Source organism: Pseudomonas sp. ABFPK, assembly GCF_001586765.1.
Taxonomy (GTDB): Bacteria; Pseudomonadota; Gammaproteobacteria; order Pseudomonadales; family Pseudomonadaceae; genus Aquipseudomonas; species Aquipseudomonas asiatica.
The window spans coordinates 339,948-360,922 of sequence record NZ_LQXW01000012.1; the positions used below are offsets into that span (position 1 = coordinate 339,948).

Here is a 20,975-nt window from a genome sequence, read left to right on the forward strand (position 1 = left end):
GGTCTATCGTGCGGTGGGGGAGGGGAGAGGGCAGCATGGCGCGGGTGAAAAGCAGGGTCAATCTCTTTGGCTTCTTCGCGGGCGCGCCCGCTCCCATAGGCCATATGCAGGCTCTGAAGCCTGCGGGGTGCCTGTGGGAGCGGGCAAGCCCGCGAAGAGGCCGGCACAGGTGATGAAAATAGGCAATTTCCTACACATTCATGAAACCGCAGGCACCATCCGCTACATTTGCTGTCACACCTGTGCAAAAACACAGCATAAGCCTTTGTCACAAAAGAAAATGCATGCTCAAATTGCAGCTATATGAAAGTCGCCCCCGGCCAAACCCCATCTGGCGTGCCGCCATGGCGGCTGGCGGGCAGTAATGTTAAAAGTAGTGGTTCATTGGCCGCACCGTCGGCCGATCACTATTGGACGCGCAGCACGCGCAGGAATAGACGCGTTTTGAAGAAATCCACCGCAACTCCAGCTCCCTTGCCCGTCCCTCTGTGGCGGCAGCAGCTGCATTATCGCCTCAAGGAAGGTGCGTTGATCGCTGTCGGCGCCCTGTGCCTGTACCTGTGGATGGCGCTGCTGACCTACGATACGTCGGACCCGGGCTTCAGCCACACCAGCAACGTCGATCAGGTGCAGAACGCCGCCGGGCGTGCCGGTGCCTACTTCGCCGACATCCTGTTCATGGTGCTGGGGTACTTCGCCTACATCTTCCCGCTGCTGCTGGCGATAAAGACCTGGCAGATCTTCCGCGAACGCCACCAGCCCTGGGAGTGGAGCGGCTGGCTGTTCTCCTGGCGGCTGATCGGCCTGGTGTTCCTGGTGCTGTCTGGTGCGGCGCTGGCCCATATCCATTTCCACCCGCCTGCGAGCATGCCGTTCTCCGCCGGTGGTGCATTGGGCGAGAGCCTCGGCGACCTGGCGCGCAACCTGCTGAACGTGCAGGGCAGCACGCTGATGTTCATTGCCCTGTTCCTGTTCGGCCTGACCGTGTTCACCGACCTGTCGTGGTTCAAGGTGATGGACCTGACCGGCAAGATCACTCTCGACCTGTTCGAGCTGGTGCAGGGCGCCGCCAACCGTTGGTGGGAAGCGCGCAACGAGCGCAAGCGCCTGGAGGCGCAGCTGCGCGAGGATGAACCGGTGATCAAGGCCGCGCCAATGGCCGCCGACAAGCGCGAACCGGCCAAGCCGGCGCTGCGCGAGCGCATTTTCAAACGTGAAGAAGCACCTGCCCAGCCGGTCGAACCACGTGAGCCAACCCTGTCGCGCGAGCCTGTGGTGCCACGCGAGTCGCCGGCACCTCGTGAGCCGGTAATCTCTCGCGAACCACCTGCCGCGGCCCCGATGATCGTGCCGCCGACACCCGCCAGGGCGCCGGAGCCGAGCAAGCGGGTGATGAAGGAGAAGCAGGCGCCGCTGTTCGTCGACAGCGCGGTGGAAGGCACCTTGCCGTCGATCTCCATCCTCGACCCGGCCGAACAGAAGAAGATCGAGTACTCGCCGGAATCCCTGGCCGGTGTCGGCCAGCTGCTGGAAATCAAACTCAAGGAATTCGGCGTGGAAGTGGCGGTGGACTCGATCCACCCGGGCCCGGTGATTACCCGTTACGAAATCCAGCCGGCCGCCGGTGTGAAGGTCAGCCGTATCGCCAACCTGGCCAAGGACCTGGCGCGTTCGCTGGCAGTGACCAGTGTGCGTGTGGTCGAGGTCATCCCCGGCAAGACCACCGTGGGTATCGAGATCCCCAACGAGAACCGGCAGATGGTGCGTTTCTCCGAAGTGCTGGCCACGCCGCAGTACGACGAGCAGAAATCGCCGGTCACCCTGGCCCTGGGCCACGACATCGGCGGCAAGCCGGTGATCACCGACCTGGCCAAGATGCCGCACCTGCTGGTGGCCGGTACTACCGGTTCCGGTAAGTCGGTGGGTGTGAACGCGATGATCCTGTCGATCCTGTTCAAGTCCAGCCCGGAAGACGCGCGGCTGATCATGATCGACCCGAAAATGCTCGAACTGTCGATCTACGAGGGCATCCCGCACCTGCTGTGCCCGGTGGTCACCGACATGAAGGACGCCGCCAACGCCTTGCGCTGGAGCGTGGCCGAGATGGAGCGGCGCTACAAGCTGATGGCGGCCATGGGCGTGCGTAACCTGGCCGGCTTCAACCGCAAGATCAAGGACGCCCAGGAAGCCGGCGAGATCATCCATGACCCGCTGTACCGCCGCGAGAGCATGGACGACGAGCCGCCTGCGCTGAAAACCCTGCCGACCATCGTGGTGGTGGTCGACGAATTCGCCGACATGATGATGATCGTCGGCAAGAAGGTCGAAGAGCTGATCGCCCGTATCGCCCAGAAGGCGCGGGCCGCCGGTATCCACCTGATCCTCGCCACCCAGCGCCCGTCGGTGGACGTGATTACCGGCCTGATCAAGGCCAACATCCCGACCCGCATGGCGTTCCAGGTATCGAGCAAGATCGACTCGCGGACCATCATTGACCAGGGTGGTGCCGAGCAGCTGCTGGGCCACGGTGACATGCTGTACATGCCGCCGGGCACCAGCCTGCCGATTCGTGTGCACGGCGCGTTCGTCTCCGACGACGAGGTGCACCGCGTGGTCGAAGCGTGGAAGCTGCGCGGCGCCCCGGACTATAACGACGACATCCTCAACGGCGTCGAGGAGGCCGGCAGCGGCTTCGAAGGCGGCGGTGGTGGTGGCGATGGCGAAGATTCGGAAAGCGACGCCCTGTATGATGAGGCCGTGCAGTTCGTGCTGGAAAGCCGCCGCGCGTCCATCTCGGCTGTGCAGCGCAAACTGAAGATCGGCTACAACCGCGCCGCCCGCATGATCGAAGCCATGGAAATGGCCGGCGTGGTCACCCCCATGAACAGCAACGGCTCGCGGGAAGTGATAGCCCCGGGCGGCCCGCGCGACTGACGAACACCTTGCCGGGCGCCAACGGTGGCGCCCGGCCTTTTCAATGCTCGATGAGGACTCCCATGCGCGCGATTCGCATGCTGTTGGTTTCTGCCCTGGCCGCGGCTTCTGTGTCGGCCACCGTATCGGCTTTTGCCGGTGAGCAAGACGTACAACGCCTGACCCAATTGCTGGAAAAGTCGCAGACCATCGAGGCCAACTTTTCCCAGCTGACCCTGGACGCTGGCGGCACCAGCCTGCAGGAAACATCCGGCAAGATGACCGTCAAGCGCCCGGGCCTGTTCTACTGGCACACCGATGCGCCGCAGGAGCAGGTGGTGGTATCCGACGGCAAAAACGTCACCCTGTGGGACCCGGACCTGGAACAGGCGACTATCAAGAAGCTGGACCAGCGCCTGAACCAGACCCCGGCGCTGCTGCTGTCCGGTGACGTGTCGAAGATCAGCCAGAGCTTCGACATCAGCTCGAAGGAGCAGGGCGAAGTGATGGACTTCACCCTCAAGCCGAAGACCAAGGACACCCTGTTCGACTCGCTGCGCGTGTCGTTCCGCAAGGGCCTGATCAACGACATGCAACTGATCGACAGTGTCGGCCAGCGCACCAACATCCTGTTCAATGGCGTGAAAGCCAACCAGGCGGTGCCGGACAGCAAGTTCAAGTTCGACATCCCCAAAGGCGCGGACGTCATCAAGGAGTAACCAGAGCTCGCCATGGACCTGTTTCGAAGCGAACCCGTCGCCCAGCCCCTGGCCGCTCGTCTGCGCCCGTCCAACCTGGACGAGTACGTCGGCCAGGAGCACCTGCTGGCGCGCGGCAAACCGCTGCGCGAAGCGCTGGAGCAGGGTGCGCTGCACTCGATGATCTTCTGGGGGCCGCCGGGGGTGGGCAAGACCACCCTCGCGCGGCTGCTGGCGCAGTTCTGCGACGCGCACTTCGAAACGGTATCGGCGGTATTGGCCGGGGTGAAGGAGATTCGCCAGGCGGTCGAGGTGGCCAAGCAGCAGGCTGGCCAGTACGGCCGCCGAACCATCCTGTTCGTCGACGAAGTGCACCGCTTCAACAAGTCACAGCAGGATGCCTTCCTGCCCTATGTGGAAGACGGCACCCTGCTGTTCATTGGCGCCACCACCGAAAACCCGTCGTTCGAGCTGAACAACGCACTGCTGTCGCGGGCGCGGGTGTATGTGCTCAAGAGCCTGGACGAGGCGGCGCTGCGCAAGCTGGTCAACCGCGCGTTGACTGAAGAGCGCGGCCTGGGCAAGCGCAACCTGCGGGTTGGCGACGACGCCTTCAAGATGCTGATGGCCGCCGCCGACGGCGATGGCCGGCGCATGCTCAACTTCCTGGAAAACGCCTCGGACCTGGCTGAAGACGGCAGCGAGATCGATGTCGAGATGTTGCAGAGCCTGCTCGGCGACAGCCGCCGCCGCTTCGACAAGGGGGGCGAGGCGTTCTACGACCAGATTTCTGCGCTGCACAAGTCAGTGCGTGGCTCCAACCCCGATGGCGCCCTGTACTGGTTCGCGCGCATGCTCGATGGCGGCTGCGATCCGCTGTACATTGCCCGCCGCGTGGTGCGCATGGCCAGCGAAGACATCGGCAACGCCGACCCGCGCGCGCTCAGCCTGTGCCTGGCGGCCTGGGATGTGCAAGAGCGCCTGGGCAGCCCCGAGGGCGAACTGGCGGTGGCCCAGGCCATCACCTACCTTGCCTGCGCGCCGAAGAGCAACGCGGTGTACATGGGCTTCAAGACCGCCCTGCGCGAGGCCGCGGAGCATGGCTCGCTGGAAGTGCCGTTGCACCTGCGCAACGCCCCGACCAAGCTGATGAAGCAACTGGGCTACGGCGACGAGTACCGCTATGCCCACGATGAACCCGACGCCTATGCCGCCGGCGAAGACTACTTCCCCGAGGAGCTCGAGCCGCGCCAGTACTACCAGCCGGTGCCCCGTGGCCTGGAACTGAAGATTGGCGAGAAGCTGCGCCACCTTGCCGACCTTGACCGCAACAGCCCCCGCCAGCGGAGAAAGCCGTGATTGCACTGATTGCCGCCGTCAGCGCTGGCGGTATTGCCGGTACCTTGTTGCGCTTTGCCACCACCAACTGGGTGTCTGCCCACTGGCCACGGCACTTCTATCTCGGTACGCTGGCGGTCAACCTGGTTGGCTGCCTGCTGATCGGCCTGCTTTATGGTCTGTTCTTGCACAAGCCGATCGTGCCGGTCGAGCTGCGCGCCGGGCTGATCGTCGGCTTCCTCGGCGGCCTGACGACTTTTTCCTCCTTTTCGCTGGATACCGTACGCCTGCTGGAAAGCGGGCAAGTGCCCCTGGCTTTGGGCTATACCGGTATCAGCGTGGTGGGCGGGCTGCTCGCGACCTGGGCCGGCCTGTCCCTGACCCGATTCTGAACCAACACCTACACATAACGAGAGAACGATATGCTCGATTCCAAACTGTTACGCGGCCAACTTCAGGAAGTGGCGGATCGCCTGGCCTCCCGTGGCTTCAGCCTGGATGTCGCGCGCATCGAATCACTGGAAGAGCGCCGCAAGGCGGTGCAGACCCGCACCGAGCAGCTGCAGGCCGAGCGTAACGCCCGTTCCAAGTCCATCGGCCAGGCCAAGGCCAAGGGCGAAGATATTGCGCCGCTGATGGCTGACGTCGAGCGCATGGCCAACGAACTGGCTGCCGGCAAGACCGAACTGGACGGCATCCAGGCCGAACTGGATGGCATCCTGCTGACCATCCCCAACCTGCCGGACGCCAGCGTACCGGTTGGTGCCAGCGAAGACGACAACGTCGAAGTGCGCCGTTGGGGTACGCCGAAGGCTTTCGACTTCGAAATCAAGGACCATGTCGCCCTCGGCGAAGTCAGCGGTGGCCTGGACTTCGAAGCTGCCGCCAAGCTGTCTGGCGCGCGTTTTGCCGTGCTGCGTGGTCCAGTTGCCCGCCTGCACCGCGCCCTGGCGCAGTTCATGATCAACCTGCACACCGGCGAGCACGGTTACGAGGAGCACTACACCCCGTACCTGGTCCAGGCCCCGGCCCTGCAGGGTACCGGCCAGCTGCCGAAGTTCGAGGAAGACCTGTTCAAGATCAGCCGCGAAGGCGAGGCCGACTTCTACCTTATCCCGACCGCCGAAGTGTCGCTGACCAACCTGGTGGCCGGTGAAATCCTCGATGCCAAGCAGCTGCCGCTGAAGCTGGTTGCCCACACCCCGTGCTTCCGCAGCGAAGCCGGTGCTTCCGGCCGTGACACCCGCGGCATGATCCGCCAGCACCAGTTCGACAAGGTCGAGATGGTGCAGGTGGTCGAGCCGTCCAAGTCGATGGAAGCCCTGGAAGGCCTGACTGCCAACGCCGAGCGCGTGCTGCAGCTGCTGGAGCTGCCGTACCGCGTGCTGGCCCTGTGCACCGGCGACATGGGCTTTGGCGCGGTGAAGACCTACGACCTGGAAGTGTGGGTACCAAGCCAGGACAAGTACCGTGAAATCAGCTCGTGCTCCAACTGCGGCGATTTCCAGGCGCGCCGCATGCAGGCCCGCTGGCGCAACCCGGAAACCGGCAAGCCAGAGCTGGTGCATACCCTCAACGGCTCCGGCCTGGCCGTAGGCCGTACCTTGGTTGCCGTACTGGAAAACTACCAGCAGGCCGATGGTTCCATCCGTGTGCCGGAAGTGCTGAAGCCTTACATGGGCGGCGTCGAGGTCATCCGCTAAATGGATTACCTGCCGCTGTTCCACAAGCTGCAGGGCGGCCGCGTGCTGGTCGTTGGCGGCGGTGAGATCGCTTTGCGCAAAGCGCGCCTGCTGGCCGACGCCGGCGCCGCGCTGCGCGTGGTTGCACCGGATGTCGACGGCCAGTTGGCCGCGCTGGCCCGGGAAGGTGGCGGCGAGGTGCTGGTGCGCGGCTATCAGGCAGCCGACCTGGTCGGTTGCCGGCTGGTGATTGCGGCCACCGACGACCCTGGGCTCAATGCCCAGGTGTCGGCGGATGCGCAGGCCCTCAGCCTGCCGGTCAACGTGGTGGATGCGCCGGCCCTGTGCACGGTGATCTTCCCGGCGATCGTCGACCGTTCGCCGTTGGTGGTTGCGGTGTCCAGTGGCGGTGATGCTCCGGTGCTGGCGCGTTTGATTCGCGCCAAGCTGGAGGCCTGGATCCCGTCCGCCTACGGCGAACTGGCCGGCCTGGCCGCACGCTTCCGCGACAAGGTCAAGGCCTTGTACCCGGACGTCAACCAGCGCCGAGGCTTCTGGGAAACCGTGTTCCAGGGGCCGATTGCCGAGCGTCAGCTGGCCGGGCAGGGCGCCGAGGCCGAGCGCCTGTTGCAGGCGATGGTCGACGGTGCACCGGTGCAGCAGGGCGGTGAGGTGTACCTGGTGGGGGCTGGCCCAGGCGATCCGGACTTGCTGACCTTCCGCGCCTTGCGCCTGATGCAGCAGGCCGACGTGGTGCTGTACGACCGCCTGGTGGCGCCGGCGATTATCGAGATGTGCCGACGTGATGCCGAGCGTATCTACGTGGGCAAGCGTCGCGCCGACCATGCCGTGCCTCAGGACCAGATCAACCGCCTGCTGGTCGACCTGGCCCGGCAGGGCAAGCGTGTGCTGCGCCTGAAGGGCGGCGACCCGTTCATCTTCGGCCGGGGCGGCGAAGAGATCGAAGAGCTGGCCGAGCACGGCATCCCGTTCCAGGTGGTGCCGGGCATTACCGCAGCCAGCGGTTGTTCCGCTTATGGCGGGATTCCGCTGACTCACCGCGACTATGCCCAATCGGTGCGTTTCGTGACCGGGCACCTGAAAGATGGCACCAGCAATCTGCCGTGGCATGACCTGGTAGCGCCGGCGCAGACCCTGGTGTTCTACATGGGCTTGGTGGGGTTGCCGACCATCTGTGCCGAGCTGATTCGCCATGGCCGCGCGGCCAGTACCCCTGCGGCGCTGGTGCAGCAGGGGACTACGCGTAATCAGCGGGTGTTCACCGGCACCCTGGCGGACTTGCCGGACCTGGTGGCGCAGCATGAAGTGCATGCGCCGACCCTGGTGATTGTCGGGGAGGTGGTGCAGTTGCGTGACAAGCTGGCCTGGTTCGAAGGCTCGCAGAACAGCTGAAATCGTTGGGGCCGCTTTGCGGCCCGTTCGCAGCACAAGGCTGCTCCTACAGGGAATCGCGTTTCCTGTAGTAGCAGCCTTGTGCTGCGAACGGGCTGCAAAGCAGCCCCGACAGCCTCAAACCTGCCAAATCCCCTTGCCTGCCAACTGCTCCCGATCATGCGGCAGGTTGAAGTCCTGCATCGGCCCCTTGGGCACGATCCCGTTCGGGTTGATGGTCTTGTGGCTCATGTAGTAGTGCTTCTGGATATGCTCCATGTCCACTGTGCCCGCCACCCCCGGCCACTGGTACAGCTCACGCAGCCAGTTCGACAGGTTGTGATAGTCGCTCAGGCGGCGCAGGTTGCACTTGAAGTGCCCGTGGTACACCGCATCGAAGCGCACCAGGGTGGTGAACAGTCGCACATCGGCCTCGGTCAGGTATTCCCCGGCCAGGTAGCGGTTGCGGCTCAGCAAGTCTTCCAGGTAGTCCAGTTCGTTGAACACTTCGTCAAACGCAGCCTCGTAGGCTTCCTGCGTAGTGGCAAAGCCTGCGCGATAAACGCCGTTGTTCACCGCCGGGTAGATGCGCTCGTTCAGTGCCTCGATGGTCGGGCGCAGCGGCTCTGGATACAGGTCCAGTGTATTGCCGGTCAGTTCGTTGAACGCGCTGTTGAAGATGCGGATGATCTCCGACGACTCGTTGTTGACGATGCGTTTCTCTTTCTTGTCCCACAGCACCGGTACAGTCACGCGGCCAGTGTAGTGCGGGTCATCCTGGGTGTAGCGCTGGTGGAGGTACTGCAGCGCGTCGAGGTGGTCGCCGCTGGAACCTTGCTGCTGGTCGAAAGTCCAGCCATGGTCCTGCATCAGCCAGCTGACCACCGACACGTCGATCAGTGGCTCCAGGCCCTTGAGGGCACGGAAGATCAGGGTGCGGTGCGCCCATGGGCAGGCCAGCGAGACGTACAGGTGGTAACGGCCAGCTTCGGGAGCGGGCAGCTGATTGCGGCGTTGGGCGTTTTCGCGTTTGAACGTGCCGTCCTTGCCGTTTTCATACCACTGGTCATGCCAGCGGCCGTCGATCAAAAGGCCCATGGTGAGCTCCTCGGAACAAAGTTGTTTGTCGTTGGAGCCCAGTCTAGGGAAAAACGTTCGAATAACTAGCGCAAAGACTGCACTCTTACTATCTAGTTATTAGATTGGTTGCGTGCGCCCCAGTAACCGCGTGCCGTGGCGAAAGCCTGCTCACGGTCTTGGCCCAGGCCGCGCAGGGCAAGGGCGATGGTCGCGACCACGGCCATTTCACCGTAGCTGTCCTCGGCCTCGCCGCGCCAGACCGCCAGCAATTGCTCGGGCTGCAGGCTTGGCGGCTTCACGTGGCGGCGTTCGCTCAGCGCAGGCCATTCCTCGTCCCAGGCTTTGCCGGCGGTGGTGCCGTACAGATGGCTGATGACATCGGGGTTGACCTCGATCTCGCCGCCATCACCCTTGATTACCACGGCATGGTCGCCCAGCAGGCGGCTGGCCTCGCGGTGTACTGCCTGGTAGCCGGGGTGGAAGATGCTCTGCAGGCCACAACGCGCAGCCAGTGGGTTGAGCACCCGGGCCAGCGAATGGATGGGCGAACGCAGGCCCAGGGTGTTGCGCAGGTCGATCATGCGCTGCAACTGCGGCGCCCAGTCCTGCAGCGGGAAGAAGGCCAGGCGTTGCTGGTCCAGGGCCCGGCTGACCGCAGCCCAGTCACGGCACAACGGAATTTCCAGCAAGGACAGCAACTGCTCGGTGTACATGCGCCCGGCGGTATGCGCACCGCCACCGTGCATGAGGATGCGCACGCCATTGTTGGCCAGGCATTTGGCAGCCAGCAGGTACCAGGGCAGGTGGCGCTTCTTGCCGGCGTAGGTGGGCCAGTCCAGGTCCACGGCGATGCGCGGCGACTGCAAGTGGGCGCGCAGGGCCTCGGTGAAGCCGGCCAGTTCTTCGGCGCTTTCTTCCTTGTGCCGCAGCAGCATGAGAAAGGCACCGAGCTGGGCATCTTCGACCTTGCCTTCCAGCAGCAGGGTCATGGCCGTGCGGGCTTCTTCACGGGTCAGGCCACGCGCGCCGCGCTTGCCTTTGCCAAGAATGCGCACGAACTCGGCGAACGGGTGTTCGGCAGGGGTTTCCAGGGTAAGCGGGCGAGGTTCTGTCATATGCAGTTGGTCGGCTTGGGCAGGCCCGCCAGCTTGGCGGCCAGTTTGGCGGGAGTGCCGTTGAACAGGCGGTTGAGGTGCGGGCTGTTGCCCTTTTCCGGGCCCAGTTTGAGGGCCGTGTACTTGATCAGCGGGCGCGTGGCCGGGGACAGCTGGAATTCCTGATAGAACTGGCGCAGCAGTTCGAGGATTTCCCAGTGGTCCGCCGTCAAAGGGATGCCCTCGCGCGCGGCCAAAGCCTCGGCGGCGGCATGCGACCAGTCTTGCAGGTCGACCAGGAAGCCGTCCTTGTCCAGGGCGATCGCCTGATCGCCAACGTTGAGGGTATTCATAGCCAGCTGTTGACCTTGTCGTAATGCAGCGACAGTTCGACGAACCCGGCGTAGTCCACGGCCTTGGCCAGCTCGTTGCCGACCGCGCGGGCCTGCACGTCTTCATCCAGGGCGAACAGGCGCTGGGCCAGGCCGGCGGCTTGCAGCTGGCGGTGCGGTTCGCTGCCGCTGCGCAGGGCATATACAGCATCGCCGCACAGCAGCAGGGCGTCGTCGGTGCCGAGCAGGCGCAGGCAGGTGGCCAGGCGCTCGTCGCCAAACGGGGAGTGGGCAATTACATGCAGGGTCGTCATCAGAGCGTTACCACCTGGTCGAAACGGGCGATCAGTGCGGTCAGGGCCGCGTCGTCCAGCACTTGCACCGGCAGCGTCAGAGTGTCGGCTGCCAGGCCGCGGCGAGTGAGGCTGTGGCTACAGGCGAACAGGTCCTCGACGCCGAACATTGGCAGCGCCTGCAAGTTGGCGGCCAGGTTCTTCTGTTGCACGGCGGTGGGCTGCTGGTCTGCGGCGAGCTGGAACACGCCGTCATCGAGGAACAGCATGCCCAGCGGCAGATCGAACGCGCCGCCAGCCAGGGCGATGTCCAGTGCTTCACGGGCCGATGGGCCGTTCCAGGGCGCCTGGCGGCTGATGATCAACAAGGATTTGGCCATTTCAGTCGCCTCCGAAGCAGACAAGGCGATCGGCAACTTGCGCCGCCTCATGCAGCTGGCCAAGCCCCGACAGCTCCCAAGGCTTGGGCAGGTTCACGGCCGGGCGCTGGTAGCGGTTGGCCTCGGCCTCGTCGAGCACGCCACGGCGCAGGGCGGCGGCGATGCACACCACTGCGTCCAGCTGGTGGGCTGCAATGAACTCGCGCCATTGGCTGGCAACATCCAGCTCGTCCTGGGGGGCGACCACGTTGGCCGAGGCACTGTGTACCCCGTCCTGGTAGAAGAACAGCCGGGCAATCTCATGCCCGCCGGCCAGTACCGCCTCGGCGTAGCGCAGGGCGCGCCGCGAGGAGGGCGCATGGGCCGGGGAGAACACCGCGATAGCGAATTTCATGGATAACTCATGCAAAAGGAATGGTGCCATGATAAAACAAAAAAGCCCGCGCCCGCTTGTGCATGGCGGGGCGGGCTTTTGGTCTTGCACCAATCTTCAGGTCTACGCGGCTTCGTGTAGGAGCGGCCTTGTGTCGCGACGGGCTGCAAAGCAGCCCCATGGCCCTGACAGAAGGACTCCAGGCTCAAGCCTGTTCCTTGCTCTCCGGCAAGAACCAGTTCAACACCAGGGCACAGATACCCCCGGTAGCCACGCCCGACTCCAGCACATTGCGAATCGCCGCCGGCATGTGCGCCAGGAACTCCGGCACCTGCGCCACACCCAGGCCCAGGGCCAGGGATACAGCGATGATCAGCAGGGCGCGACGGTCCAGGCGAGTGCTGGCCAGGATATTGATCCCCGAAGCCGCAACCGCCCCGAACATGACCATGGCCGCACCACCCAGCACCGGCTCCGGCACCGCCTGGATCACCCCGGCAACGCTCGGGAACAGCCCCAGCAGCACCAGCATCACGGCAATCCACATACCGATATGGCGGCTGGCGATCCCCGTCAGCTGAATCACGCCATTGTTCTGGGCAAAGATCGAGCTCGGGAAGGTGTTGAACAAACCGGCCAGCAGCGAGTTGGCCCCGTTCACCAGCACACCGCCCTTGATCCGCTGCATCCACACCGGCCCTTCGACCGGCTGGCGCGACACCTTGCTGGTGGCGGTGACGTCACCGATGGCTTCCAGCGAAGTTACCAGGTAGATCACCAGCATCGGGATGAACAGTGCCCAGGAGAAGCCCAGGCCGAAGTGCAGTGGCGTCGGCACCTGGAACAGCGCGGCTTCGTGCATGCCGGTGAAATCCAGGCGGCCCAGGTAACCGGCCAGCGCATAGCCGACCGCCAGGGCGATAACGATGGCGCAGCTGCGCATCCACACTACCGGAATGCGGTTGAGGATGACGATGATCGCCAGCACCACGCCCGACAGCAGCAGGTTCTCGCCATTGGCGAAGGTGCCATTGGCCATGGCGCCGAAGCCACCACCCATGCTGATCAGGCCGACCTTGATCAGGGTCAGGCCGATCATCAGCACCACGATGCCGGTGACCAGCGGGGTAATCAGGCGTTTGACGAAGGGCAGGATGCGCGACACGCCCATCTCGACGAACGAGCCGGCGATTACCACGCCAAAGATGGCCGCCATCACGCCTTCCACCGGCGTACCTTGCTTGACCATCAGCGCCCCGCCGGCAATCAGCGGGCCGACGAAGTTGAAGCTGGTGCCCTGGACGATCAGCAGCCCGGCACCGAACGGCCCGAAGCGCTTGCACTGGACGAAGGTGGCGATACCCGAGATGACCAGCGACATGGAGACGATCAGGTTGGTATCACGTGCGGAAACCCCCAGCGCCTGGCAAATCAGCAGGCCAGGGGTGACGATCGGGACGATGATCGCCAGCAGGTGCTGCAGTGCTGCCAGCAGGCCGATCAACAGCCGTGGCTTGTCCTCAAGACCAAGCACCAGTTCATTGGCAGGCGCCGCCGCGCCTGGGCTGTGTTCGTGTGAGCTCATTGCGAAAAGCTGCCCCGGAAGAAAAAAGGAGCGCATTTTACGGGGTGATGGCGAATTGGGGTAGAGAAAAGCACGATGGCGGCATGATCGACGACCATTCGCCCGGTTATCTGACTTTATGGTCAATTATTGGTGCTTTTGGCCTGAATCCTGCGCGGACCCTGTGGGAGCGGGTTCACCCGCGAAGAAACCAACGCGGTGCCTGGCACCGGCTGCGCCGGTGTTCGCGGGTGAACCCGCTCCCACAAAAAAAGCCCGCCGAAGCGGGCTTTCTCTTGCAGCAATCAATCAGTCATCACGACCCATGATGCCAAACAGCTGCAGCAGGCTGACAAACAGGTTGTAGATCGACACATACAGGCTGATGGTCGCCATGATGTAGTTACGCTCGCCACCGTGAATGATCGCGCTGGTCTGGAACAGGATGCAGACCGACGAGAACAGCACGAAGCCAGCGCTGATCGCCAGTTGCAGGCCGCTGATCTGGAAGAAGAAGCTGGCCACGACAGCACCGAGCAGGACAAAGAAGCCCGCAGTGATGAAGCCGCTGAGGAAGCTCATGTCCTTGCGGGTAATCAGCACATAAGCCGACAGGCCGCCGAACACCAAGGCAGTCATGGCAAATGCCGAGCTGACCACCTCGGCGCCACCGGCCATGCCCAGGTAACGGTTGAGGATGGGGCCGAGGATAAAGCCCATGAAACCGGTGAGGGCGAAGGTGGACACCAGCCCCCAGGCCGAATCACGAAGCTTGTTGGTAAGGAAGAACAACCCGTAGAAGCCGATCAGCACCACGAACACGTTCGGGTAGCCGACGCGCATCTGCTGGGCCACGAAGGCCATGACACCGCTGAAGGCGAGGGTGAGCGCCAGCAGGCTGTATGTGTTGCGCAGGACCTTGCTGATCTCCTGCTGCTCGACCTGCTGGCCGTGGTGTACGGCGTAATCCTGTTCGCGCATGGCGACACTCCTTGGTAAACCTGTGGTTTTCAAACGTTCAGATGCTAGGAGTCTATCAGAGCTCCCGCAACCCGCGACACAGAGAGTTTGACAGCTTGTTTCATTACGGTATTATGGCGGCCGCAAAACGAGCTGGAAGCGTGGCCGAGTGGTTTAAGGCAACGGTCTTGAAAACCGTCGATGGGCAACTATCCTAGAGTTCGAATCTCTACGCTTCCGCCATACAAGTGCTTGATTTCATTGATGTTCGCAGCCGCTTGACCCTCAAATGGGAGCGTTTTGGGAACACTTTGGGAATGACAGGCAGAAGAAAGGGGCCCTTGCGGCCCCTTTTTTTGTGCGTTCAGGTCAACCTGAGCGCCTGATTCAACAACCCCACCACATCCGGGCCGTCCTCGCTGATCCACTTCGCGTAGTGCTTGAAGATCATCGCCGTCGATGTGTGCCCCATCTGGTCTGCAATCCACTCTGGCGTGGCGATGCCGCTGCTTAGCAGCTGGCTGGCGAACGTGTGTCTGCAGGTGTTCGGCCCACGCTGACGGACCCCGGCCTTCTCCAGGTGAAAGATCCACCAGCCATGCCGCAGCACATCAGAGGAGCGGTACGGCTCACCCGTTGCAGTGTTGTGGAAGACGAACCGCACACGCTGCTCTCGCATAGTCCGGTTGTCGCGATCGACAACCTCGATCAACTCCGGTGGCAGGTTCTGAGTGAATCTGGCTTGCGCCTTGAGGGCGCGCAGGGCTGGTGCGAGCAGTTTGACTTTGCGGGTAGATCGCCTGGTCTTGGTGACCTTGTACTGTCCGGCCACCCGCGCGCGACGAATCTCCACGGTACCCGCCGCCAGGTCGACGTCTTCCCAGGCCAGGGCGATCGCTTCGCTGACGCGCGGGCCAGTCCACATCATGAATTCTGTCAGGTTGATTTCTTGATGCCGTTCAGTCTGCTGCTCAAGGATCGCGGTGATTTCTTCCCGGGTGAATGGGTCTGGGTCGTCAGCGTCTGGCAGCGAGATAGTGATCCCATCGGTCGGGTCGAACGCGAAGCGGTTCCGAGTACGGTACAGCTGGAAGATCTGGCGCAGGTGGCTGACGATCTCGCGTACGGTCTTGTTGTGCAGCTTGGGCATCAGCACGCTTTGCACCCAGTGTTGAATGTCCAGATGATCGATACGATCTGCCTGCTGATCGCCCCAGCGTGGGCGAATGTGCTTCTCGGTGCGGCTGCGGTACATGGCGAAGCCGCTGGCTGCCATCTGGTTGCCCTTTATCTCTAGCCACAAGTCGATGTAGTGGCCGAGGGTGTTGGTCTTGACTCGCGGCGAGTCGGGGAAGTGCCGGGCATAGTTGAACGTGCCGGCCTCAATCTCGTAATTGATGATCCCAACCAGACGCTCGGCATTGGCCAGGTTTGCGGGCGAGGCGTCGCCGGGGATGGTTTCCCGGCACAGCTCGCCTTGGTAACGGAAATACACGCGGACGTGGTTGCCGCGCACTTCTACTCCAGCTGCCATTGAATTTCACTCGAAACGAAGATATAGCCCAGTTTATTGGGCGCCGAAGGGGAATGGACTGTTGCCAGGCCTAGAAGATCGCTTTGTCAGTTCTGGGTACAGCACCTGCACGGCGTGGCCAACGTGTTGAGTAGGGCGCGGTGATTACTGTTTTCGCAATCGGTGTGAGGCTCTGGTCAGCCTGGATTGGCGACGCGAAGTTGACACGATGTGGTGATGTAGGTAATCGATTGTCTATTTTTCTGTCGTGATTGTAATTTGCCGGCTGTCGGCTAGCATTCAATTGCCATGCGTATGCTGTTTGCAGGCCTCTCTTAATTAGTGAGAGATAGAGTTTTCTACATATTGAATATGGAGATCTTGATGAGTGAGCTAATGGATGTCCCTGATTCATTCTATGTGTCAACCTGTATTTCTTGGGCTAATTCTGTGATTTTGCAGGGTGAGCGAATACACGAATTGGTGAGGCTCTTTCAAGGGTCTGGCGATCTGTATCGTCATGGAGATATTTCTGAAATAAGAAAGCTTGAAGTTAGGCTAGATACTCAAAAAGCTGAGGAGCATTTTTTCTTGATCGCAGCGGGGAAACTGACCGATTGGCTGCAGTCCTCTCAAGATAAAGGGCTAGTCAGTCCTGACGAGTGGCGGGATATTCTCTCATTTAAAAAGTCGATCGATGACACTCGGAATATGCGAGAGCATGATGATGAGTACTTTTTCGGTAAGGGGCGTGCGCAGAATAGATTTATCCAAAAAGTGGAGCGTGGTGGAGTTACCGTACAGTCCGATGCTAGTTCCACAATCGGTCAAGAAGGCGAGCTATATATAGGGCATGGCGTTGCGATGTTTAAAATTATGGATCTGGCACGGAATCTTCTAGGTGTTCTGGAGCCTCGGCGCAAAGAAATTATGTCTAAAAGGAAACTGTGATTGAAGATTTGAAGGGCAGTCAAGGCTGCCCTTTTTTATTACAACTCCCAAGTCATTCCGCGCCTTCTTTATGTGCCGGTTCGCTCGCCAGTAGCAGTCCCGCCATGTAATCGATGGCTTGCATGGCGTTATCGTCGTTCTCGCCGAATACCTCGCGAGCTGCCGCTTCGGCCCGGGCTACGGCAGTCCTCCAGTCCACCGGGGGGTCTTGGGCAACAACATCAGCATCCCAACCAAGTGCTCGGCGTCGGCGCATCAGGTTGAGCGCATCGGCTGCTCCCTGTGCCAGGCCGTGATAGCTGCCGTCTGCCAGATCATCCACGAACTCCTCCAAGGCATCCATAGCCGCCAGGCCGTGGCCTAGGCTCCAGGCAACTACCTCGCCACCGTCAACTTCCCGGGGGACGGTATGGCCAGTGGCGCCACGGATTACAAGGGTGTCGTAACGCACTGTGTTAGGCTTCTGCGCGCCAACTTCGGGGGTTTCTACTTGCATGTCGTTTCTCCTTGGGGTTGGTCGGCGCCGGGGAGTTGCAGCTCCTCGGCGCCACCTGGTTACTTCAGGCGGTACTGTTTGCCGTCATCGATGATGTAGAACTCGACGTCACGAATCGGGTAAACGCCGCCTGGTCCGCCGTGGACAGCAAAGTTTCCGTAGGGTGGTTTGCCTACTCGAATGGGGAATAACTTGTCGCTCTGGTGCGCGTATTCGCTGGTTCTTTTGATCCGTGCATAGAGCTGCTGGCCAGATGGTCGGCAGCCGGCGGGGCCGTGTGCCGCCTCGAACCCGAGCCAGGCCGCACGGGTTTCCACGTTGGTCGGGTTTCCATCGGCATCAGCGCTCAGGTCATAGCCGTGTTCTTCGGCCCACACCGTGAACCCAAGCATTAAGTTCAGCTTTTCCAGCGAGCTCATGCTTCACCCCCGACTTTCGCCAAGCGGGCTGCCTCATACTCGCTGGGCAGGAGCTCGATGGCCCCATTGATCCAGCCAGATGTGGGTTTGCCCGCTGCTACCTTCTCTTCGTGGTCGGCCTTGTTGATTTCGAAGCCTAGGGCGAAGTAGGCAATGCCCAGGTGCTCGAACTTAATTCCACCGCCGAGCAGCAGATTTCCGGTGTTAACGTTGAGACGATCCCAGTAGTCATGGGTGTACAGGCTGGCGGGGCAGTGTGCTTTCCACAGTTCGCACATGCGGCTGGAGCAGTGGGGGCAAACGAGCTTGTAGGTGCTCAATTCGAATCCCCCTTCGTATGCAACTGGATGGTCGCTGTGACCTCGGCCGTGCGTGCGGAGAGGTACTGGTGGTGCGCATCCATGATGAATTTGGCTTCGTCTTCCTCGATGACGCCGTCCTCCAGGGACTTGGCGATGATCTGGTCGACTACCCCACGCTTGGCTGCAGCCCGCACCGAGCGCTGGTAGAGCTCGACGTTGTCCAGGTCTTCGGGCTGGATGAGTGGCACGAACATGCCGCCGTACATCTTGGCGATGAACTCCGGCAGGTGCGTGGTACCGGCGTCGGTTTCCAGCAGATGGATTTGGTCGTAAGTCAGTGGGCGGCTACCGGCGTTCTCGTAGACGCGGTTGTCGAACTGCTTGAGTTCGTAACCGAGACGGGCAGCTGCACATTCGCGACCGCCGGGGTAGGCGCATACCACTGCACTCACCACCTGGCGAAGGGTTTCTAGAACTGGGCGCTTCATGTTCTGGTTTCCTCCTTGAGCCAGGGGGCTTAATTTTCAGGTCCGGGTTTGATGCCGAGCAGCACGGCCGCCCGGTGCGCCTCACCTCGGAGGCACTTTTTCTGGCCGTTCAGGACCGCGTACACGGTGGATGGGTTGAGGTCATGCTTCTCAGCCCACTCTTTCGCTGAAATTCCTTGTTGCGCGAGGCGAGCGCGCGCTTCCCGGCATGCTTGCTCGGTGGGGTAGGTGTTCGGCATAGTCTCGTTTCGTGTGATTTCGTGTGATTGCAAGGTCAGATTATTCAACATTTGTTGAATGGTCAAGGATTGGAGTTCCGTTTTGTTGAATATCGGCGAAAGGCTGAGAGAGGAGCGTGTCCGCCTTGGCTACAACCAGGCTGACTTCGCCGCCATTGCTGGTGTGGCGAAAACCTCACAGTTCAATTACGAGAAGGGTGAACGAAGCCCCGACGCGGCCTACTTAGCTGCGGTCGCAGAGAAAGGGGTGGATGTTCTGTACGTCGTTACCGGTGTGCGGCTGCCTGTACACGCTGACCAACTCAGCCCGGAGGGGGCTGAACTGATGCACTTGGCGCAGAAGATCAAGGATTCCGATATGGCGATCCTGGTGCGTATGGCCTCGGCGTTTGCGGTGGCTAACGACCAGGCGTGAGGCCTGACCAGCTCGTTGGTGTTATCGCCAGGTGTACGGATGCGGTGCGCTAGCGGCGGTAGGCTGTTTTTTGAGGGTGATGGGGGAGTGGATGAGGGGCTAGTGGCACGCTTAGGTATGCCGACAATGCGGAACTCCCGGTCGTCTTGTTTGGTGCCGTCGGCACCAGGCGACCGATTATGGAAACGGAGTACGCAACATGGAACACCTTACTCAACTGGAGCGCGCATTCATTGATCTTCTGCGCCGATTGAACCCACAGCAACAGCAGGATGTATTACGGGTTCTAGAGGTGCTAGGCAATCGCCAGCGTAAGGGATAAATAAAAAAGGCCCCGACAAAATATGTCGGGGCTTTATATGATCTGCAAGCACTTATCTGATGAGGGAGTTATGGCCGAAGCAGCCAAGGAAAAGTTTTCGATATCTTATGATGCCGAGTCTGGCGACTATCACAATCACGAAATAGATGCGCAAACCCTTAGTCGCTCTATTCAGGGTGTGTGCGACATGGTTGCGGAGGCCAATGCGCTCATAAATAAAGGAGCCGAGGTAAACCTAAAGGTCACGGCCCCTGCTAAAGAAGGTTCGGTGATAATTGAATACCTTCTGCTCGCTAGCACTCCACAAGCCCTAGCGGTCCTGAAATACCTCGGTCTCACGGCGGCGAGTGCAGCTATAGCTGGTGGATCGCTTCTTGAAGTGGTGAAGAAGCTCAAGAATCGCCGTGTCGCAAATGTTGTGATTGAGGGTGATTCGGATATAGCAAAAATTGAGGTTGATGGCGAGGTTGTTGAGTGCGACAAGTTTGTGGCACGCCTTGCCGTCGACAAGAAAGTTCGAGATGCGGTTCATAGCGTTGTGCAAGCACCTATCTCGGGACGTGAAGGTGCGAAGTTTAAGGTCCTGAATGAGCAGGATGATCCGGTTGTAGTAATCAAGGAGGAGGATGCAAGTGATTATTCTCCGCTGCCCCGCAAGTCGTTGGAGCAGGAAGAAATAACTTCCGAAAAGAAGACGGCCTATTTTGTTCAGGTTAATTTTGAGTCGAACAACGGCTGGCGTGTAAAATTGGCTGATGGTACAGAGCATGCTGTAACGCTAGCTGATGAAGCGTTTATGGATAAAGTCAATCAAAATCAACAAAGTTTCTCTAAGGAGGATTTGTTTGAGGTTGTTATTGAAACCAAGGCGATATACAGGCAGACTAGATCGACGTTCAATTATACGATTTTGGAAGTTACCAGGCACTTTGCTGATAAAGGTCGGAGACTTGTTTGAGGTGTGATTATGAGCATAGATGTTGCGTTTGTTGAGGCGCTTTTCTATGTATCCCTGATAATACTGGCGCCTGTGCTTTTTAAGCTGTCTCGCATTGCGACAAGATATTTTCTCAATCGCTATGTCTCTGATGCTGAGATAGTGATTACGAGAAAGCGGAATGGAGTTGTTGTAAGCGTGCAGCGGATCAAAACCACTGGCTATGTGGTCGATCAGTTGAACAGCCTGCGAGGTAACGCTAATGGCTGACACTAAAAAGGGTGGGCCTCAGAGCTTGCAAGCTACCATTACGGCGGGCCTTGGCGCGGCTGCTACGGCGAGTTGCATTCAGTGGATTGATCCTAAATATGCACAGTACTGGGCTGGGCTTGCTAGTTTAATTGTTCCCGTTGTTGGGTACTTTGCAGCTAGGCTAGTAGCGTCGATGGATGAACCAGAGGAGTTGACCCGGTATAAGGCGAGACTAAACAGGGACTTGAAGCATCAGAAGAAAATTCTTAAGGACAAGAATGTCCCTGCTGAAATTAAAGAGGGCATCAAGGTGAAGTACGCCCAAACAATGCTCAAGCTTGCCACAGCAAACCAAGACTACAATGGCCAAGCATTAGTCATAGAAGAAGAATAGCAGCGCGCTGATACAAGATGGCCCCGCAGTGCGGGGCCTTTTTCTATTCGGCAGCGAGAGCCGCGAATCGCTCGATGCGCGGTTGCTTGGTCGATTCCGCTTCGTAAAAATAGACGTAGGCCTGTGTGCTGGAAGTTGATGATCATGG

At 60.7% G+C, this 20,975-nt stretch carries 26 protein-coding genes and 1 tRNA gene; 13 read left to right on the forward strand and 14 right to left on the reverse strand.

The features are described 5' to 3' along the window. Window positions 1-384: 384 nt before the first annotated feature. The 6 genes from WM94_RS10665 to cysG all read left to right on the forward strand — a co-directional run bounded on the left by WM94_RS10665 (window position 385) and on the right by cysG (window position 8,044). Complete coding sequence (locus tag WM94_RS10665; protein WP_371264020.1) at window positions 385-2,934, forward strand: DNA translocase FtsK 4TM domain-containing protein; 2,550 nt, start codon at window positions 385-387, stop codon at window positions 2,932-2,934. A gap of 62 nt (window positions 2,935-2,996) precedes the next feature. Next, entirely contained in the window at window positions 2,997-3,632 is a 636-nt protein-coding gene (gene lolA / locus WM94_RS10670) for an outer membrane lipoprotein chaperone LolA (RefSeq protein WP_003258873.1), read from the forward strand. Between the two features lie 12 nt (window positions 3,633-3,644). Further along, a complete protein-coding gene (locus WM94_RS10675; RefSeq protein ID WP_013973284.1) occupies window positions 3,645-4,970 on the forward strand; it encodes a replication-associated recombination protein A in 1,326 nt (441 codons plus the stop codon). After that, window positions 4,967-5,341: a fluoride efflux transporter CrcB gene (gene crcB / locus WM94_RS10680; RefSeq protein WP_015270966.1), complete on the forward strand. Its 375-nt coding sequence runs from the start codon at window positions 4,967-4,969 to the stop codon at window positions 5,339-5,341. The genes WM94_RS10675 and crcB overlap by 4 nt, the downstream gene beginning before the upstream one ends. 30 nt (window positions 5,342-5,371) lie before the next feature. Further along, entirely contained in the window at window positions 5,372-6,652 is a 1,281-nt protein-coding gene (serS, locus tag WM94_RS10685) for a serine--tRNA ligase (RefSeq protein WP_003258877.1), read from the forward strand. Beyond that, complete coding sequence (gene cysG / locus WM94_RS10690; protein ID WP_013973282.1) at window positions 6,653-8,044, forward strand: siroheme synthase CysG; 1,392 nt, start codon at window positions 6,653-6,655, stop codon at window positions 8,042-8,044. Between the two features lie 117 nt (window positions 8,045-8,161). On the opposite strand, the gene WM94_RS10695 is transcribed toward cysG, so the two are convergent. The 7 genes from WM94_RS10695 to WM94_RS10725 all read right to left on the reverse strand — a co-directional run bounded on the left by WM94_RS10695 (window position 8,162) and on the right by WM94_RS10725 (window position 13,160). Then, window positions 8,162-9,121: a glutathione S-transferase family protein gene (locus tag WM94_RS10695; RefSeq protein ID WP_061551157.1), complete on the reverse strand. Its 960-nt coding sequence runs from the start codon at window positions 9,119-9,121 to the stop codon at window positions 8,162-8,164. Between the two features lie 92 nt (window positions 9,122-9,213). Next, the gene (locus WM94_RS10700; protein ID WP_061551158.1) at window positions 9,214-10,218 is read right to left on the reverse strand and encodes a glycosyl transferase family protein; all 1,005 of its coding nucleotides are present in this window, start codon (window positions 10,216-10,218) and stop codon (window positions 9,214-9,216) included. Further along, a complete protein-coding gene (locus WM94_RS10705) occupies window positions 10,215-10,550 on the reverse strand; it encodes a TusE/DsrC/DsvC family sulfur relay protein (RefSeq protein WP_061551159.1) in 336 nt (111 codons plus the stop codon). Before WM94_RS10705 ends, WM94_RS10700 begins: the two co-directional genes overlap by 4 nt. Then, window positions 10,547-10,843 (reverse strand): sulfurtransferase complex subunit TusB, encoded by a 297-nt coding sequence (gene tusB / locus WM94_RS10710; RefSeq protein WP_061551160.1) that lies wholly within the window; start codon window positions 10,841-10,843, stop codon window positions 10,547-10,549. Before tusB ends, WM94_RS10705 begins: the two co-directional genes overlap by 4 nt. Beyond that, window positions 10,843-11,202: a sulfurtransferase complex subunit TusC gene (tusC, locus tag WM94_RS10715; protein WP_061551161.1), complete on the reverse strand. Its 360-nt coding sequence runs from the start codon at window positions 11,200-11,202 to the stop codon at window positions 10,843-10,845. The genes tusB and tusC overlap by 1 nt, the downstream gene beginning before the upstream one ends. 1 nt (window position 11,203) lies before the next feature. Continuing rightward, window positions 11,204-11,596, reverse strand: a complete 393-nt coding sequence (tusD, locus tag WM94_RS10720; protein WP_061551162.1) for a sulfurtransferase complex subunit TusD — start codon at window positions 11,594-11,596, stop codon at window positions 11,204-11,206. A 184-nt stretch (window positions 11,597-11,780) separates the two neighbouring features. Then, the gene (locus tag WM94_RS10725; RefSeq protein ID WP_013973275.1) at window positions 11,781-13,160 is read right to left on the reverse strand and encodes a nucleobase:cation symporter-2 family protein; all 1,380 of its coding nucleotides are present in this window, start codon (window positions 13,158-13,160) and stop codon (window positions 11,781-11,783) included. 83 nt (window positions 13,161-13,243) lie between these two features. Here WM94_RS10725 and WM94_RS30080 point away from each other — a divergent pair, with 83 nt between their 5' ends. Next, complete coding sequence (locus WM94_RS30080; RefSeq protein WP_167506576.1) at window positions 13,244-13,468, forward strand: hypothetical protein; 225 nt, start codon at window positions 13,244-13,246, stop codon at window positions 13,466-13,468. On the opposite strand, the gene WM94_RS10730 is transcribed toward WM94_RS30080, so the two are convergent. Continuing rightward, window positions 13,449-14,120 (reverse strand): Bax inhibitor-1/YccA family protein, encoded by a 672-nt coding sequence (locus WM94_RS10730; RefSeq protein WP_003251184.1) that lies wholly within the window; start codon window positions 14,118-14,120, stop codon window positions 13,449-13,451. The genes WM94_RS30080 and WM94_RS10730 overlap by 20 nt on opposite strands. Before the next feature lie 134 nt (window positions 14,121-14,254). On the opposite strand from WM94_RS10730, the gene WM94_RS10735 reads away from it, so the two are divergent. Next, window positions 14,255-14,342: transfer RNA gene (locus WM94_RS10735), tRNA-Ser, on the forward strand. A gap of 121 nt (window positions 14,343-14,463) precedes the next feature. Here WM94_RS10735 and WM94_RS10740 read toward each other — a convergent pair. Next, window positions 14,464-15,633, reverse strand: a complete 1,170-nt coding sequence (locus WM94_RS10740) for a site-specific integrase (protein WP_061551163.1) — start codon at window positions 15,631-15,633, stop codon at window positions 14,464-14,466. A 363-nt stretch (window positions 15,634-15,996) separates the two neighbouring features. On the opposite strand from WM94_RS10740, the gene WM94_RS10745 reads away from it, so the two are divergent. Further along, the gene (locus WM94_RS10745) at window positions 15,997-16,563 is read left to right on the forward strand and encodes a hypothetical protein (protein WP_061551164.1); all 567 of its coding nucleotides are present in this window, start codon (window positions 15,997-15,999) and stop codon (window positions 16,561-16,563) included. 52 nt (window positions 16,564-16,615) lie between these two features. Here the strand turns inward: WM94_RS10745 and WM94_RS10750 are convergent, their stop codons facing one another. Genes WM94_RS10750 through WM94_RS10770 form a run of 5 tightly spaced genes read right to left on the reverse strand, consistent with a single transcriptional unit; the run spans window position 16,616 to window position 18,507 of the window. Next, window positions 16,616-17,059 (reverse strand): hypothetical protein, encoded by a 444-nt coding sequence (locus WM94_RS10750; protein WP_061551165.1) that lies wholly within the window; start codon window positions 17,057-17,059, stop codon window positions 16,616-16,618. A gap of 59 nt (window positions 17,060-17,118) precedes the next feature. Next, complete coding sequence (locus tag WM94_RS10755; protein ID WP_061551166.1) at window positions 17,119-17,478, reverse strand: hypothetical protein; 360 nt, start codon at window positions 17,476-17,478, stop codon at window positions 17,119-17,121. Then, window positions 17,475-17,798 carry a hypothetical protein gene (locus WM94_RS10760; protein ID WP_371264021.1) on the reverse strand — a complete coding sequence of 108 codons (324 nt, stop codon included), beginning with the start codon at window positions 17,796-17,798 and terminating at the stop codon, window positions 17,475-17,477. Before WM94_RS10760 ends, WM94_RS10755 begins: the two co-directional genes overlap by 4 nt. Beyond that, on the reverse strand, window positions 17,795-18,268 hold the full coding sequence (locus WM94_RS10765; RefSeq protein WP_015270949.1) for a YmfL family putative regulatory protein: 474 nt from the start codon (window positions 18,266-18,268) through the stop codon (window positions 17,795-17,797). The genes WM94_RS10760 and WM94_RS10765 overlap by 4 nt, the downstream gene beginning before the upstream one ends. 29 nt (window positions 18,269-18,297) lie before the next feature. Beyond that, window positions 18,298-18,507 (reverse strand): DNA-binding protein, encoded by a 210-nt coding sequence (locus WM94_RS10770; protein ID WP_061551190.1) that lies wholly within the window; start codon window positions 18,505-18,507, stop codon window positions 18,298-18,300. 85 nt (window positions 18,508-18,592) lie between these two features. On the opposite strand from WM94_RS10770, the gene WM94_RS10775 reads away from it, so the two are divergent. The 4 genes from WM94_RS10775 (at window position 18,593) to WM94_RS10790 (ending at window position 20,827) form a co-directional block, all read left to right on the forward strand. Next, window positions 18,593-18,922: a helix-turn-helix domain-containing protein gene (locus tag WM94_RS10775; RefSeq protein ID WP_043936212.1), complete on the forward strand. Its 330-nt coding sequence runs from the start codon at window positions 18,593-18,595 to the stop codon at window positions 18,920-18,922. 392 nt (window positions 18,923-19,314) lie between these two features. Further along, on the forward strand, window positions 19,315-20,202 hold the full coding sequence (locus WM94_RS10780; protein WP_061551167.1) for a hypothetical protein: 888 nt from the start codon (window positions 19,315-19,317) through the stop codon (window positions 20,200-20,202). Window positions 20,203-20,211: 9 nt separating this feature from the next. Then, the gene (locus WM94_RS10785; RefSeq protein ID WP_061551168.1) at window positions 20,212-20,451 is read left to right on the forward strand and encodes a hypothetical protein; all 240 of its coding nucleotides are present in this window, start codon (window positions 20,212-20,214) and stop codon (window positions 20,449-20,451) included. Then, window positions 20,444-20,827, forward strand: coding sequence for a hypothetical protein (locus WM94_RS10790; RefSeq protein WP_061551169.1), 384 nt, complete (start codon window positions 20,444-20,446; stop codon window positions 20,825-20,827). The genes WM94_RS10785 and WM94_RS10790 overlap by 8 nt, the downstream gene beginning before the upstream one ends. Window positions 20,828-20,975 lie beyond the last annotated feature (148 nt).